Raw genomic sequence first — 15,254 nt, forward strand, 5'->3', positions numbered from 1 at the left:
TCGAGTGATACCCGGCAGGGTCGCGCGGTGCACTACGTCGCGCCCGCCCAGCTGGCCCCCGACCTGCGCTCGGTCGACGCGCGCGATCGGCCGAGCCGCAACGACTCGCTGACCGCGCAGCTGTCGACGGTGATCGGCGGCCCGGTCGGCGATCACGCGCTGATCGGCCGGGTACGGTTCTGGACGCCGCTGCGGGTGATGTTCGTCTTCACGGTGATCTTCCTGGCGCTCGGCTGGTTCGCGAAGGCGCCCTGCATCCAGCAGACCAGCGACGGCGCGGGCGGCCTGATGCTGGACTGGACCGACGGCCGCCAGTACGTGGCCATGTGCTACTCCGACACCGTCCCGCTCTACGGCGCGGAACGGCTCAACGAGGGCGCGTTCCCGTACAAGAAGTCCTGGATCGAGGACACGCCCGACGGCGGCACCGAGGTCAGGTACATGGAGTATCCGGTCCTTTCGGGTCTCTATCAGTACGCGGCCATGCAGATCGGCAATGTCTGGGACCATCTGCCGCTGCCCGGCGCGCTGTCGGTGGTCGTCTACTTCAACGTCGTCGCGCTCGGGCTGGCGGTGGGCTGGCTGATCACCATCTGGGCGTCCTCGCGACTGGCCGGACGCCGGGTGTGGGACGCGGCGCTCATCGCCGTCTCGCCGCTGGTGATCGTGCACGCGTTCACCAACTTCGACGCGCTGGCAACGGCGTTCGCGGCCACCGGCCTGCTGGCCTGGGCCCGCCGCAAGCCGGTGCTCGCCGGCGTGCTGCTCGGCCTCGGCGGCGCGGCGAAGCTGTATCCGCTGCTGCTGCTCGGCCCGATCCTGGTGCTGTGCCTGCGGGCCGACCCGATGCAGCGACTACCCGCGGCCCGTGCGGGCCTGCGACTACGCGATGTCGACAGCATCGCCTCCGCGCGCACCTGGCTGCGCGAAACCCCCGCCAGGACACAGTTCTTCGCGCTGCGCCCGCTCGGTGCCGCCACCCTCGCCATCGTCGCCGCCGCGGGCACCTGGATCGCGGTGAACCTGCCGATCGCGGCGCTGTACCCGGACGGCTGGCGGGAATTCTTCCGGCTCAACACCACCCGGCACGCCGACCCGGACTCGATCTACAACGTGATCACCTCGTTCACCGGCTGGAGCGGATTCGACGGCGAACTCGCGCACGGCGAGCCGCCGACCATCCTGAACACGGTCTCGCTGCTGCTGTTCGTGCTCGCCTGCGCGGGCATCGCCTACGTGGCGTTGACCGCGGCGCGGCGCCCACGTCTGGCCCAGCTGTGCTTCCTCGTGGTGGCCGCGTTCCTGCTGACGAACAAGGTCTGGAGCCCGCAGTACTCGCTGTGGCTGGTGCCGCTGGCCGTACTCGCCCTTCCGCATCGCCGAATCCTGTTGGCGTGGATGACGATCGACGCCCTGGTCTGGGTGCCGCGGATGTTCTACTACCTGGGCGAGGACGCCAAGGGCCTGCCGGAGCAGTGGTTCACCGGCACCGTCGTCCTGCGCGACCTCGCCGTCATCGGCCTGTGCGCGCTGATCATCCACCAGATCCTGTGCCCACAGGACGACCTTGTGCGCCGCGACTACGTCGACGATCCGGCGGGCGGCATCCTCGACCGGGCGCCCGACCCGCTGCTGCCGTGGCTGCCGGAATTCCTGCGACCGCGGCAGGCCCATGCGGCCGCGCGGCCCGCCGCCGTCGGGGACTGACTACATCCGCAGGTAGCGGGCCTGGAGTTCGGGCTCGGCGGGCAGCATGTCGAGGTCGAGCTCCCAGGGGTTGCCGGTCCACGGATCGAACAGCGGGGTGCCCGGCACCGTCGGCAGATGACGGCAGGACTGGGCCAGCAGCGACAGCGGACCGTCACCGAAGTCGACCCCGCCGCTGCCGACGATCACCAGCGACAGCCCGATGAGATCGCCGCGCACCATCAGCTGACCGAGCCGCACGATGTCGGCGGGCTGGTAGCCGTGCGGGAAATCGGCGGCCACCAGGATTCGGTGCTCCGACGGCGGCACGGCCTGCCCACTGTTGTAAGCGATTTCGGCGAGCTCGGCCGCGTGCGCCAGTGCGCCGACGCGGGCCGCGATCTCGGTGTGGTCGCCGACCACCGGACCGGCGAGCAGTGGGGCCAGCGGCGCGGCGAGCCCGCGCAGGCCGCCGGTGAGATCGATGAGATCGACCTTGGTCGGCTTGTCCGGCAGTGCGGCGACGAGCCGGGCCACCAGCGCGCCGACCACCCGGGAGGCGGCGGCGCTGGACTCGGTGTCGACCCACAGCGGCCGATTCAGCGGCACCGGAACGCAATACGGCACGCGCAGCGTTCCCCGGTCGAGTGCGTACAGCTCGCCGAGCCGGATGCCGTCGCTGCGTACGGCTTTGGTCGTCCATGCCGGGGCGAGCCAGGACGCCAGCGCGGCGGGCATCACGGCGTCGGCCTCGGCGATCTCGCGGGCGAGCTGGTCGCTGTCGCGCCGGTGGTCGGCGTCGGCGACGGCGACCAGTTCGTCGTAGCGACGCTGCGCGGCGGCCCTGGCCGCGTCGGCGGCCGGGGTGTTGCGGGTGGCCGGGTTCGAGACCGCTTCCGACATCTCCTGATCGAGCCGCTTGGTGGCGTATTCGCGCGCGGAGATCATCGCGGCGGCCGAGCGGGCGGCGTCCTCGAAGATCATCCACATGCGCTGCAGGCCGTGGTCGACCTCGAGCGGGACACCCGGTGCGCCGACGGGCTGCTGCGCGAGCGTCTCCGTCGGCGCCATCGGCTGTGCCGACGCGGCCGGAACGCCGTGCGCGGTCGGCGCGTCCGCCATCGCCGCGGCCGCGGGGACGCCGTGCGCGGTGAGCAGCCGCGCCGCGCCGCCGTCGTAGCCCTGCCCCAGTGCGCGCAGCTTCCAGGCGCCGCCGCGGCGGTACACCTCGAGGCAGATCAGCGCGCTCTCCCCCGAGCTCGGGGCGATCACGAATTCCGCTGCGGGCGCGCCGTTCTCGGCCAGCATCGCGGTGACGGTGCCGAGCACGTGACTCGCGGCGACGAACAGCAGCACGGCGTTCGCGTCCGGCCGCACCTGCGACAGCGAGAGCTCGATCGCCCCGCCTGCCAGGCGCACGCCGGGCGCGGCGGGCCGCGACGCGCACACGTGATCGTGCTCGTCGCGGACCCGCAGATCCTCGCCGACCACCAGCGCGCCGAGATCGACCGCGCCGGTGGTCTGTGCGGTGAACCGCACGGTGTCGGCGGTCAGCGCGGTGTTCTGGCCCGCCTTCAGGTGAATCACGTCGTATGCCCTGCTCTGTTCGTGCGGTCTAGTTCCCGCCGAGGAACCGGCCCAGCTGGGGCACGGCCTCACCGGGATGCTTGGCCTGGAAGCCTTCGCCCAGCGCCTGCATCTTCCAGTCCGCGCCCACCCGGTACACCTTGGCCATGGCCATCGCCGTGAACGGCATGCCGCCTGCGAGGGTGTAGCGGGCGAGTTCGCCGTTGTTGCTGCCGTCGATCAGGCGGCAGAAGGCGTTCTGCACCTGCTCGAACGTGTGCCCCTTGTAGGAGGTGACGATGAACAGCAGCGAGTTGATGTGCGCGGGGATCCTGGTGAGGTCGACCAGGATCATCTCGTCATCGCCGTCACCCTCACCGGTGAGGTTGTCACCCTGGTGCCGCACCGAGCCGTCCTTGGAGGACAGCTGGCCGTAATAGGCCACATCGACCAGGTTGTTGTCGGCGAACAGGCAGACCGACGCGTCCAGGTCGATGTCGACCGTACGGTTGCCGAACATGCCGCGCGTGCGCACCGGGTCCCAGCCGAGACCCATCTTCACGAAGGTCAGCGCGACGCCACCCTCCTTGCGGAGCGTGACGCGCTGCCCCTTCTGCAAGCTGACCGGGCGATCCTTGCTCAGGCTCACCTCACCGGTCGGCTGCGGCGGCGCCTGCGGCGGCTGGCCGGGCGGCGGGTAGCCCTGACCGGGCGGCGGCGGGTAGCCACCGGCGGGCGGCTGCTGCGCGGGGGCAGGCGGCGGCGGGTAACCGCCACCGGGGGGCGCGTAGGCGGGCGCGGCCTGCTGCGGGTAGCTCGGCGCGGACTGCGCCGGGTAGGCGGGCGGCGGCGGGGGCGGAGCCTGCTGCGGGGCGGCCTGCTGCGGCGCGGCTGCCGGGGCCGGCGAATCATCCACCTGCACACCGTGATCGGTGACCAGCGCGGCGAAACCACCCGCGTAGCCCTGACCGACCGCGCGCACCTTCCAGCTGCCCTGGCGTCGGTAGAGCTCGAGCGCGATCACGATCGACTCGCTGTTGAGGCCCTCGATGCGGTACTCGAACAGCTGGTTGCCCGCCGCGTCGGAGACGATCGCGGTGGGCGGGGCGAAGCGGCCGAAGTTGCTGTTCGCGTCGTCGAGGGTGATCACCGCGCGGATCTGGTCGATCTCGGCGGGCACCGCGGGCAGCGAAACGGCAAGGGAGGCCGCCTGACCCGCCGGGCCGGGGCGCAGATCGACGCCGGGCCCACTCGGCTGGTTGTAGAAGACGAAGTCGGCATCCGTGCGGACCTTGCCCTGCTCGGTCACCAATAGTGCGGACAGATCGGCAGGGGCGGTGAGCTGGAGCGAGATCACCACGTCACTGACGGCCAGTGGACCGTTCTGGCCCTTGGCGAGTGTTGCAGACAAGTTCGACCCTTCGCTTGTCGGTGCGGTCGTCTGCCACTCTACGAGAAAGCGGCGACGAGCGTCCGCGCTCCACGACCGGCGCGTGTACCCGATCGATCCGCTAGGGTGACGCGCAGTTAGGTATCGGGCATTTCACCCGCCTGTGCAGAGGGGACACCAGGGCCGATCATGGCGCAGCTGTTCGAACAATCGAAGAAGGTGATCGAGGCCCGTCTCGCGGGGACAAGTATCCGCGCGATCTCCGGCTCGATGGTCGCCTACGAAGGCAATGTGCAGTTCAAGTCGGCAGGCTTCGGCGGCGGCGAGGGCGTGCTGTCCGGGCTCAAGCGCCGCGCGACCGGCGAGAAGCTGTCGCTGATGGAGTGCACCGGCAACGGTCGCGTGTTCTTCGCCGTGAACGGCCAGAACGTCACCGTGGTCGACCTGAACAACGAGACATTGCAGGTCGAGTCGCAGCAGTTGCTCGCCTTCGCCGGGAATCTGCGCACCGATGTGCGCTTCGCCGGGGTCGGCGGCATGTCGGCGGGCAACGGCCTGTTCACCACCACGGTGTCCGGGCAGGGCCAGGTGGCGCTGCTGTCGGCCGGTGGTCCGCTGATCCATCTCGAGGTCTCGCCGCAGTTCCCGCTGATCGTCGACCCGGACGCGTTCGTCGCGGCCCGCGGCAACCTCAACCAGTCCTTCGTCACCGATGTCTCCTGGCGCACGATGGTCGGCCAGGACGCGGGCGAGGCGTTCTCACTGCGGTGGGACGGCCAGGGTGTCGTGCTGATCCAGCCGGCGGAACGGTAGGGGACGGCGATGTTCGAGAAAGTCAACAGCAAGGTCGTCAAGGTCGACGTCGGCCAGGCGGGCGGCGTCGTCGCCAGGACCGGCGCGATGCTCTTCTATCAGGGCCAGGTCGGCTTCGCGCCGCACCAGATCCCCGGCGCCGGACCCGGCATGGGCGGCGGCGGACTCATGCGCATGGCCGGCGCGATGATGGCGGGCGAGCACGAGCGCACCATGCTGGCGCGCGGCAACGGCACCGTCCATTACGGATTCGCCGGGCTCGAGGTGCAGGTGGTGCAGATGCAGCCGGGCGCGGTGCTGCGCGTCGAGGCGTCGCGGCTGCTCGCCAACACCGCGGGCCTGCAGGCCTCGGTGGTCTCGGTGGCGAGTTCCGGCGGTGGCGGCGGCGGTGGCGGCCTGATGGGCGCGCTGCGCGGCGCGGCCGCCGGTGTCGTGACCGGGCAGGGCATGTTCACCACGCAGCTCAGCGGGCAGGGCGCGGCGGTGCTGCTCGCGCACGGCGGATTCCTGGAACTGCAGGTGGGCGGGCCGAATCCGGTGGTGGTCGACCCGCAGGCGTTCGTCGCCGCGTACGGCAATGTGCAGACCGAGCTCAAATCGGCGATGGGCTGGCGCGACGCCGTCGGCCGCGGTGCGGGCGAGGCGATGCAATTGCATTGCCACGGACAGGGTGTCGTGTACGTGCAGGCCTCCGAAGAGAAGTTGTGAGCCGATGAGCCAGATCCATTCGCCGATGACTCTCGGTGCCAGCGACAACATTCCGGGCAACAGCTACGCCTACTGCATCGACCTGACCGCGCCGTGGTTCATGCGCAAGGGCGCGATGATCGCCTACTACGGGCAGATCCAGTTCCAGATGCTCACCCACGGCCTGCAGGGCAACCTCATGCACATGGTGAGCAGCCAGTTCTCCGCCCCGCTGTTCGCCGGCGACTACGTGGTGGCCGAAGGCCACGGCAAGCTGATCATCGGCGACCGCGGCTACGACATCAATTCCTATGATCTCGAGGACGGCAACCTCACCATCCGCGGCGCCAACCTGCTCGCCTTCGAGCCGGGCCTGGCGCTCAAGCAGTCGATCGTGCCGGGCTTCCTCACCCTCATCGGCACCGGCAAGTTCCTCGCCTCGTCCAACGGGCCGGTGATGTTCGCCGAGCCGCCGCTGCGCGTCGATCCCGAGGCGCTGGTCGGCTGGGCCGACTGCCCCTCCCCCAGCCACCACTACGACCAGGGCTGGATCGGCAGCTTCCTGGCGGCGGGCGCGGCCAGGATGGGCGCGAACTCGGGCGAGGAGCGCCAGTTCGACTTCACCGGCGCCGGCACTGTTCTCATCCAGTCCTCGGAGAAGGTCATGAGCGACAACGCCCTGGTCCGCACCATCGAGGGCCAGCTGCAGAGCGGGATCACCGTCGGCGGACTGCAGCGCATCCAGGGCGTGGTCGCCCAGCAGTTGGCTGGTCAGCAGCAGCACTACTGAGGCGGTCGGCCGGCGACGACGAGTCGATCGGGCCGGGACGGTGACGGCAGGGTTGGCTCCGGGGCTGGGCCGAGTCATCACGCCGGGCGAATCAGGTTGTCGCCGTACCCGGCCGACGGCTGCGGGCGTGGCCGGGTCGCGCCACCGCGCCCGTCGTGTGGATCAGGTCGTGGCTGTGACCACGGCGGGCTGCAGCGCCGCCGCGTGGAACCAGTCGAGGATCTCCTCGCCCGCCAGGATTCCGGCGGCCGTGGTGACGGTGAGGTTCGGCGCGGTGAAGGCGAGTTCTTCGAGTTCACCGTGGCGCGGGCGGATGGCGGTGTCGGCGGCGCGCAGCATCTCGGCGTCCAGCGCGCCGTCACCAGCGGCGAAAACACGCGCACCCGTGGCCAATTCGCCCACTTCGAGCAGACGACGGCGGACCTCGGCGACCGCGATGCTCTTGCACACCGCGTCGGGCATCGCGTAGACCTTGCGACCTTGCTGGGAGGCCGACCAGCCGTTCGCCCGGCACCAGGCGTCCCACTCGGCCAGGAAACCGGCGGGCATCGCCTCCGGTCGCACCACCAGGTAGCAGAACAGCTCGTCGGCCTCGCGATACTTCGTCACCCAGGAATCGTCGATCCGCGCGCGTAATTCGGCGCCGACCTCGGCGAGGGTGGCCCCGCTCGCGCGCACCTGCGCGTCGATCCCCGCCCGCCACAGCGGATCGGCGACACCGTCGACCAGGATGTTGCCGCCGTTGCTGGTGATCGCGAAGCGCCAGGGCGCACCCGGCAGCGCGATCCGCTGGAACTGCTCGATCGTGCGCGTGGTCGTCGGGATCACCGCCGCCACCTCGGTGAGCGCCCGCAGGCGTTCCACGGCGGTCACGGTCATGTACGACAGCGGCTCGCCCTCGTAGTGTTCGACGCACACCTTCTCGACCGCGTCCGCGCCGCCGAAGGCGTTGCGGGAGTAGATCATCGTGCGGTCGAGGTCGGTCGCGACGAGCGCCGTCGGGGTCACTGGTCCAGCTCCTTGATCAGCCCCATGCAGGAGTACGCGAGATCGGGTACCACCTCCACTGGCACATTCCTGGCGGCGGCGAGCAGCCGGATGTGTGCGTGTTCGGGGGCGTCCGCGTCACGCACCAGCACCCGCCACGGTACGCGGCGCAGCAGCACGCGCGTCGTCTCGCCGACGCCCGGCTTGACGAAATTGACTGTGGCGACGCCATATTCGACTTTCACCCGTTCGACCGAAGCCCAGCCGGACCAGTTCGGCGTGCGATCGGAGGCCTGGATCTCGGCGACCGCGGCGGGCACTCGGTCGCGCACCTTCTCGAAGGCGGCGGTGACCGCATCGAGCAGCTGGTTCGAGACGTCCTCGCCGGCCAGTTCGCGATAGAACTTCGCGCCGTGGAAGTCGCCGGGCCCGATCAGCGTGTCGTTGAGGACAGTGCGCGAAACCAAGCCGGACACGGTGGAATTCAGGCAGGCCGAGGCGATGAGGAAGTCGTCGCGGGTGCCGTAGGTGCGCACGCAGTTGGCGGGATCGGCGAGAACGACCAGCTCGTCGTTGAACCGGGCCCCACCCGCCGCGTGATACGCGTCGAGCGCGGCGGTGAGTTCATGGGTGATCGCACCCTTGCCGGTCCACCCGTCGACGAAGACGATCGACGCCGGATCATGGTGGTGCGCCAGATAATCCAGCGCCACCGAGTCGATACCGCGATCACGCACGATCGACACCGCGTAGTGCGGCACGTCGAGTGCCGGCCTCCCGACACCACTGGCCAGCCAGCGCCGCATCAACACCCCGACCGGCGTCCCCGCCCTGGCCAGCGACACCAGCACGATGTTCTCGCCGCGCTCCGCGATCACCAGTTCGGCCACCGTCGCCACGGCCAGCGCCAACCGCTCGGCACTTTCGGCCAGCACTCGATCGAACAGCTCCCGATACTCCGCGTCGGGCTGGTACTCCACCGGCAGCGATTCCGCGTAGTGCGCGATCCCCGCCTGGATCCGCCGCTCCCGCTCGGCCACATCGGCCTCGAGATCAGCGTGCGAAAGATCCTTCAACAACCACGAGACATCTTCGGCCGCATACGAACCGAACTCGGGACCATGCAGCGGTTCGGGCAGAATCCGCGCTGTGGCGCCGCCGAGCCGACTGGCACAGGTGGTCGGCCGCCGGTCGCCGTCCTCCGCCGAGTCCTTCGCCGCCGGGCCGGCATTCCCACCACGCACCGTCGCCGACGATGCTGCGGAGCCGTTGGCCGCCAAACCGGCATCCACGCCGGACACTGTGGTCTGCGGCGCCGCCGAATTCCTGGCCGCCGGGCCAGCATTCGTGCCGCGTGCCGTCGCCGACAGTGCCGCCGAGTCTTCGGCTGCCAGGTCGGCGGCGCGCGACGGCTCTCCGGCGATTGGTCTCGCGTCGCCGGTCTCCGCGTCCGACGCGGGTGAATCCGGGGCTGGTGCGGCCGTCGACTTCGGCACGGGAGCGACGACACTCGCATCTTCGGTAGCGGGTGTCGCCGCACTATCAGCGCCGGGCAGGCTGGTGGGCCTCCCGGCGCGGCTCGTGTGCAGTGCGCGTGGGTCGGCGCCCGGCACGACAGCTACCACCACGTCGGCGCCCGAGGCCGTGAGCACATCGACGAGCCCGCCGTCCGCGACGAGTTGCGGTGTGTCGGCGGGCGGGTCGAGGACGACCAGCAGAACGGGGGTGACATCGCTGTCGGTCCACTGCGCGTTGTAGAGGTAGCGATCGGCGGTCGGGTCCGGTTCGGGGGCGGTGAAGCGGAACCCACGGCGCAGCGGATAGCCGGGCTCGTCCAAGACGTAAGCCGGTGAGCGGGTGGTGGTTTGGAAGCGCGCGGGGGTACCCGCGTCGGCGAGCTCCGCCGCCAGCCGCAGCGGCAGGTACATGAGTTCCTCGTGGCCGAGGACGATCACCGGGCGACCGGCGAACCCGGCGTCGAGACACACTTGGACCTCGGCGTTCGCGGCCTTCAGCGCGATATCGAATGCTGCCGCATCCGTGCTCAGGATTCCGTGCCGTCCGCCCTCGGGAACATCGGCGGGCCACGGCAATTCGAGCCTGGTGAACGAACCTCGCCGCGCCGCCACCGGGTTGAGCGCCGGATCGGGGAGCGCGGTGACCTTGTCGATCAGCCCGGCGGGCAGGTCGACACGGCCCGTAGCCAGGCAGACGGTATCGATCCGCGCGCCGAGCTCGGCGGCGAACACCTCGAACTTGGCGCGATCGGCGGCGGTCCGCATGTCGACCAGCGAGGCGAGCACATAGTGCGCGCGCGGCGCGAAATCGTGCAGGGCGCGCACGGCGTCGATCGCGGTGTCGCCGGTGGAGATCTCGTCGTCCACCAGCACCAGCGGCAGGTCGTTGGCGAAGATTCCGGCGGGCGCCGGTTGCAGCAGGTGCGAGGTGGCGTGCGAATGCCCTTCCTCGAATCCGGCCAGCGTGGTCGCGCGGGGTTCGTGCCTGCGGGTGGAATGCAGATAACAGGTGGCGTCGAGGCGCGCGGCCACGCAATGCCCCAGACCCGTTGCCGTTTCGGCGAAGCCGAGCACGACGGCATCGCGATCACCGAGCGTCGCGCGCACGAGATCGCCGAGCTGATCCCCGGCGCCGATCACCACGCGCGGATCGGTGGGCAGATGTTTGCCGAGCACCGTCGACACCAGCAGGTGCGCGCGGCGCGGATTGCGCCGCAGACCCGGCCGGACCAGCGCGTCGATCGTGTACCCCACTGGCACAGGGTGTTCGGCAGTTTCCTCGGCGTACTCAGCGGCTCCACGCGCCACGAAGGACTCGCCGTGATGCAGCTCGATCCCGAGATGCTTCGTCGCCCAGGGCTGATCGATCGAGCTCATTCGGCGATCATCGCCGTCAGCAGATCCACGAAGGACACTCCCTTGTTCGCGACCCCGAACGCGCGGGCCCGGACCAGGGTCTGGCGAGCCCAACTGCGATGCGGGCGCATCTCGTTCATCTTGTTGCGGTACTCCGAGGCCGCGACCCCACCCACATCGGCCTCCATGATGTGCAGCGCGTCGGCGTACTCCTCGTGCGTCACCACCGACAGCGCGTGCACCGCGGCCACGTGCGAGGGGTGGATGACGGTCTTGCCCTGTATCCCGTTGGCCCGATCCAGGGTGATCTCGCGCAGCAGCCCGTCGAGGTCGCGGCTCACCAGGTACTGCCGGAACGGAACGGCGTCGGATTCCTCGAACGGCGCGGTCCGCAGCAGCGGACGGAACATCCGCTCGTGATCGGCGAAGTACTCCCAGACCGGCCCGGTGATGATGAAGCCGGTGCCGTCGGCGCGGCCGAGGTAGTTGACGATGTCGGCGATCACGTCGGCGACCACGCGCACGTCGTAGATCGTCAGGTCGCGGTCGCGGCGGATACCGAAGGTGGCGCACATGTCGGTCGCGCCGATACGGACCGCGAGCAGGTGCTCACGGTATTCGTCGAGCAGCTCGGCGATCCGGGACAGCTGCTCGTCGCGGGTCTGCCGGTGCACCAGGTTCGCCGACTCGAGCACCGGCATGCCGTAGATCGGCCGGTCCAGCCTGCGCCGCGCGTCGGCCAGCGCGGCCAGGTAGGCGGGCCCGGTGACGGTGTCGAACTTGGGGAAGACGAATCCGGTGAGCACCTCGGCGCCGCGCCCGAGCCGGTCGACCACCTCGGTGACCGTCTGCGGGTCGCGCACCCGGATGAACAGCATCGGGTTCGGATCCTCGCTGCGCGCGAGCAGGTCCAGCGTGGCCACCGCGTGCTCCTTGGCGGCCTCCACCTGGTGATCGGCCACCGCGTCCTCGAGGTCGATCACCATCGAGCACACCCCGCGAGCCGCCCGGCGCCGGATGGTGGCGGCCAGGTCGGGGCGGGTCGCCGGCACGTAGAGCGTGGCCCCGAGCGCGGTCGCGAGGAGTTCCCGATCGTCGACGATCGGTTCCGGTTCGACGAGGAACAGCTCACGGGCGCGCGGCCCGTGCAACTGCCGGAAGTGACGGAGCGGGACCTGTTTACGCAGGCAGATCTCTGTAGCGACGGCGTATCCCGCGGTCATACCCCCCACCTCATCTGTCGGGCCATCTCACTTCTTCTCGTGCTTTCTCATGCGTTCGACTACGCCGGCGATGAATGTCGCGACGGTATCCAGTTCGGAAACATACGCCCAATAGTCTGGATGACGACCTGTCAGTCCAGATGTTATGCGCTCCAGCCGCTCGGCCTGCGCATCGAGGACCGAGCCCCACTCGGCGACCAGCCCTCGATCGACCGCGAGCATCTGCGCGTCCCGTAGCCGGAATCGTACGGTGCGCGCCTGCGCTTCGGGGTCGGCCCGTACGCCGCGCAACAGTTCGAGGCGCCGGGTCACGGCGTCGACCAACTGCTCGGCCTCGGCGAGGTGCTGGCGCGCGGTCGCGGTCAAATCAAGGGCGGTCTCCGGGTCGTGCTCGGCCGCCGCGACACGCGCGCGGACCAGCGCGGCGTCCGCGGCATCGATATCGCGTCGGCTTTCTCGCTCATTGTTGGTCAAGTCCGCCGAACTCGCAGCGTTGAACTCGCGCAGCAGCGCCGAGTAGGCGGGCCCGAGCGCGTCCGCGCGGTTGCGGACCGCGGCCAGCCTGGTGGTCACGGAGGAGATCGCGTTGGTCGCCGCACCGGCCCGAGAAGGGGCCTGCGCCAACGCATCCGACAATTCTTTGGTGGCCTGTTGCACCGCCGCCGCGGCGGTGCGCGCGGCGGCGACGGAGGTACTCGGATCCACCGCGGACGCTGTGATCAGATCGTCATTCAGCCGCCTTACGCCGGCGGCCACCGACGGATACGAGCCGTACCCGGACGACTCCGCCGCGGCCAGCGCCCGCTCGGCCTCCGTCCGCACCTGCGCCAGCAGCTGCGGCACCGCCCCGCGCACCCGCGCCGCCTCCGCCAGTCCGGCGCTGTGCGCGTGATAGAACTCGTCCACCCCGCGGGCCGCGTCGGTCAGCTGGCGCACCAGCGCGTCGGCCCTGGCCGGACCGTCGGCGATCGGCGTGCCCGCGGCCTCGGCGGCATCGAGCTCGTCGGTGAAACCCAGATACGCGCCCGCCGCCGCGTAACAGCGCGCACGCACCGGCTCCCACACCGCGCCGATCGCGCGGTCGGGGAAAACCTGTTCGCTGGCAAGCACACCCGCCTCCGCCGCCGTCTGCCGCTGATCCATGTCGAGGAAAGCGGCCGACGTCGCGGCCCGCGCTCCGCTGATCCAGTCATGATCCGCCCCCGACCTGAACCATCCGCGTCTGCGAGGTGTCACCGTCACGTCCCCTTTCCGAACCGCGCGGCGACCCGACCACGCACAGTCCCGATGGTAGGAGATTCGCAGCCTTCACCAGGGCTGCAGCTTGTTCCTACGCAAGTTTCGCGAAACCTATTACTGTCGTAGCCGTACCCGGCGATTCGGACATGCTGGGAAACGACACAACGGACTAACCGAAGGGATTCCCGCATGGGTGTCAGTCTGTCCAAGGGCGGCAATGTCTCGCTGACCAAAGAGGCCCCGAACCTGACCGCGGTCGCGGTCGGCCTCGGCTGGGACGTGCGCACCACCACCGGCACCGACTTCGACCTCGATGCCAGCGCGATCGCCACCGGCGCGGACAAGAAGGTCGTCTCGGACAAGCACTTCGTGTTCTTCAACAACCTGAAGTCCCCCGAGGGCGCGATCGAGCACGCCGGCGACAACACCACCGGTGAGGGCGAGGGCGACGACGAGGTCATCAACGTCGACCTGGCCAACACCCCGCCGACCATCGAGAGCATCTTCTTCCCGGTCTCGATCTACGACGCGGAGACCCGCTCGCAGTCGTTCGGCCAGGTGCGCAACGCCTACATCCGCGTCGTCGACCGGGCCAACGGCACCGAGCTCGCGCGCTACGACCTGTCCGAGGACGCCTCGACCGAGACCGCTATGGTCTTCGGCGAGCTGTACCGCAACGGTGCCGAATGGAAGTTCCGCGCCATCGGGCAGGGCTACGCCTCCGGCCTGGCCGGTATCGCCCGCGACTACGGCGTCAACGTCTAGTCACCATCTCGGACGGGGGGTTCGTCGACTCGGGCCCCCTGTCCGCGTGACACAGAAAGGTCCCTCCGCGTGATAACGCGCATTTTCGGCCTGTCCATCGTCATCACGGTGCTGTCGCTGGTCGTCGCCTACCTCTACGGTGGCCTGACCGCCCTCGCGCTGTGCGCGATCCTCGGCATCCTCGAGGTGTCGCTGTCGTTCGACAACGCCGTCATCAACGCCACCGTCCTGGAACGGATGAGCGAGTTCTGGCAGCGGATCTTCCTGACCATCGGTGTCGTCATCGCCGTGTTCGGTATGCGACTGGTGTTCCCGCTGGCCATCGTGTGGGTCACCGCCGGACTGAATCCGGTACAGGCCTTCGATCTGGCCCTCAACCCGCCGGAGAACGACGCGCCGTACTTCCCCGACGGCAGCCCCAGCTACGAAACCCTGCTGACCGACGCGCACCCGCAGATCGCGGCGTTCGGCGGCATGTTCCTCGCGCTGCTGTTCCTGAACTTCATCTTCGAAGACCGCGAGATCACCTGGCTGAGCTGGCTGGAGAAGCCGCTGGCCAAGGCGGGCAAGCTCGACATGCTCTCGGTCGTCATCGCGGGCACCGGCCTGGTGCTGACCGCGGAGTTCCTGGCCAAGGACGACGATCGCTCGACCGTCCTGGTCGCCGGTCTGCTCGGCATGATCGTCTACATCCTGGTCGACGGCCTCGGTTCGATGTTCCACACCGAGGAGCTCGAAGAAGGCCCGCACGGTCCGTCCGGGCTGGTCAAGGCGACCGGTAAGGCCGCGTTCTTCCTGTTCCTGTACCTCGAGGTGCTCGACGCCTCGTTCTCGTTCGACGGTGTCATCGGCGCGTTCGCGATCACCTCGGACCCGATCATCATCGCCCTGGGCCTCGGCCTCATCGGCGCGATGTTCGTCCGCTCGATCACGGTGTACCTGGTCCGCCAGGGCACGCTCTCGGAGTACGTGTACCTCGAGCACGGCGCGCACTGGGCGATCGGCGCGCTGGCGACCATCCTGCTGGTCTCGATCGGTGTGCACGTCAACGAGCTGATCACCGGTCTGGTCGGCGTCGCGTTCATCGGCGCCGCGCTGATCTCGTCCATCCTGCGCAACCGCAAGGGCGAGCCCGACGCGGTCGACGAGTCGAAGGAAACCGCGCCGGTCGGCTGACAGGCGTTGTAGCAAGCCGGAAATGCCACAGCGGCGGCGAGTCCCTCGGGATTCGCCGC

At 69.6% G+C, this 15,254-nt stretch carries 12 protein-coding genes; 6 read left to right on the plus strand and 6 right to left on the minus strand.

Features of this window, described 5'->3' with window-relative positions:
• Positions 1-27: 27 nt before the first annotated feature.
• Complete coding sequence (locus tag AB0H56_RS15095; RefSeq protein WP_357162922.1) at positions 28-1,707, plus strand: glycosyltransferase 87 family protein; 1,680 nt, start codon at positions 28-30, stop codon at positions 1,705-1,707.
• Here the strand turns inward: AB0H56_RS15095 and AB0H56_RS15100 are convergent, their stop codons facing one another.
• Positions 1,708-3,273, minus strand: a complete 1,566-nt coding sequence (locus AB0H56_RS15100; RefSeq protein WP_357162559.1) for a TerD family protein — start codon at positions 3,271-3,273, stop codon at positions 1,708-1,710. It abuts the gene before it with no gap.
• A gap of 28 nt (positions 3,274-3,301) precedes the next feature.
• Complete coding sequence (locus AB0H56_RS15105) at positions 3,302-4,663, minus strand: TerD family protein (protein WP_357162561.1); 1,362 nt, start codon at positions 4,661-4,663, stop codon at positions 3,302-3,304.
• Positions 4,664-4,831: 168 nt separating this feature from the next.
• Here AB0H56_RS15105 and AB0H56_RS15110 point away from each other — a divergent pair, with 168 nt between their 5' ends.
• The 3 genes from AB0H56_RS15110 to AB0H56_RS15120 are packed head-to-tail and all read left to right on the plus strand — an operon-like array spanning position 4,832 to position 6,932.
• Positions 4,832-5,455 carry an AIM24 family protein gene (locus tag AB0H56_RS15110; RefSeq protein ID WP_357162564.1) on the plus strand — a complete coding sequence of 208 codons (624 nt, stop codon included), beginning with the start codon at positions 4,832-4,834 and terminating at the stop codon, positions 5,453-5,455.
• 9 nt (positions 5,456-5,464) lie between these two features.
• Complete coding sequence (locus AB0H56_RS15115; protein WP_357162567.1) at positions 5,465-6,163, plus strand: AIM24 family protein; 699 nt, start codon at positions 5,465-5,467, stop codon at positions 6,161-6,163.
• A 4-nt stretch (positions 6,164-6,167) separates the two neighbouring features.
• Positions 6,168-6,932 carry an AIM24 family protein gene (locus AB0H56_RS15120; protein WP_232995822.1) on the plus strand — a complete coding sequence of 255 codons (765 nt, stop codon included), beginning with the start codon at positions 6,168-6,170 and terminating at the stop codon, positions 6,930-6,932.
• Between the two features lie 162 nt (positions 6,933-7,094).
• Here AB0H56_RS15120 and AB0H56_RS15125 read toward each other — a convergent pair whose 3' ends face one another.
• The 4 genes from AB0H56_RS15125 to AB0H56_RS15140 are packed head-to-tail and all read right to left on the minus strand — an operon-like array spanning position 7,095 to position 13,158.
• The gene (locus tag AB0H56_RS15125; protein ID WP_357162925.1) at positions 7,095-7,898 is read right to left on the minus strand and encodes an HAD family hydrolase; all 804 of its coding nucleotides are present in this window, start codon (positions 7,896-7,898) and stop codon (positions 7,095-7,097) included.
• A 38-nt stretch (positions 7,899-7,936) separates the two neighbouring features.
• Positions 7,937-10,813 (minus strand): phosphoribosyltransferase domain-containing protein, encoded by a 2,877-nt coding sequence (locus tag AB0H56_RS15130; RefSeq protein ID WP_357162570.1) that lies wholly within the window; start codon positions 10,811-10,813, stop codon positions 7,937-7,939.
• Positions 10,810-12,015: an HpcH/HpaI aldolase/citrate lyase family protein gene (locus AB0H56_RS15135; protein WP_357162573.1), complete on the minus strand. Its 1,206-nt coding sequence runs from the start codon at positions 12,013-12,015 to the stop codon at positions 10,810-10,812. Before AB0H56_RS15135 ends, AB0H56_RS15130 begins: the two co-directional genes overlap by 4 nt.
• A 27-nt stretch (positions 12,016-12,042) precedes the next feature.
• Positions 12,043-13,158: a hypothetical protein gene (locus AB0H56_RS15140; protein WP_357162576.1), complete on the minus strand. Its 1,116-nt coding sequence runs from the start codon at positions 13,156-13,158 to the stop codon at positions 12,043-12,045.
• A gap of 285 nt (positions 13,159-13,443) precedes the next feature.
• On the opposite strand from AB0H56_RS15140, the gene AB0H56_RS15145 reads away from it, so the two are divergent.
• Together AB0H56_RS15145 and AB0H56_RS15150 are read left to right on the plus strand one after the other, a co-directional pair.
• Entirely contained in the window at positions 13,444-14,019 is a 576-nt protein-coding gene (locus tag AB0H56_RS15145) for a TerD family protein (protein ID WP_019049996.1), read from the plus strand.
• A 69-nt stretch (positions 14,020-14,088) separates the two neighbouring features.
• Complete coding sequence (locus AB0H56_RS15150; RefSeq protein WP_110037830.1) at positions 14,089-15,195, plus strand: DUF475 domain-containing protein; 1,107 nt, start codon at positions 14,089-14,091, stop codon at positions 15,193-15,195.
• Positions 15,196-15,254: the final 59 nt, after the last annotated feature.

This window comes from Nocardia sp. NPDC050717, assembly GCF_040654275.1.
Taxonomy (GTDB): domain Bacteria; phylum Actinomycetota; class Actinomycetes; order Mycobacteriales; family Mycobacteriaceae; genus Nocardia.

Coding starts and splice junctions, on each gene's coding strand:
- AB0H56_RS15110 (WP_357162564.1), top strand. CDS start 4,832: ATGGCGCAGCTGTTCGAACAATCGAAGAAGGTGATCGAGGCCCGTCTC.
- AB0H56_RS15115 (WP_357162567.1), top strand. CDS start 5,465: ATGTTCGAGAAAGTCAACAGCAAGGTCGTCAAGGTCGACGTCGGCCAG.
- AB0H56_RS15120 (WP_232995822.1), top strand. CDS start 6,168: ATGAGCCAGATCCATTCGCCGATGACTCTCGGTGCCAGCGACAACATT.
- AB0H56_RS15125 (WP_357162925.1), bottom strand. CDS start 7,898: ATGATCTACTCCCGCAACGCCTTCGGCGGCGCGGACGCGGTCGAGAAG.
- AB0H56_RS15130 (WP_357162570.1), bottom strand. CDS start 10,813: ATGAGCTCGATCGATCAGCCCTGGGCGACGAAGCATCTCGGGATCGAG.
- AB0H56_RS15135 (WP_357162573.1), bottom strand. CDS start 12,015: ATGACCGCGGGATACGCCGTCGCTACAGAGATCTGCCTGCGTAAACAG.
- AB0H56_RS15140 (WP_357162576.1), bottom strand. CDS start 13,158: ATGGATCAGCGGCAGACGGCGGCGGAGGCGGGTGTGCTTGCCAGCGAA.
- AB0H56_RS15145 (WP_019049996.1), top strand. CDS start 13,444: ATGGGTGTCAGTCTGTCCAAGGGCGGCAATGTCTCGCTGACCAAAGAG.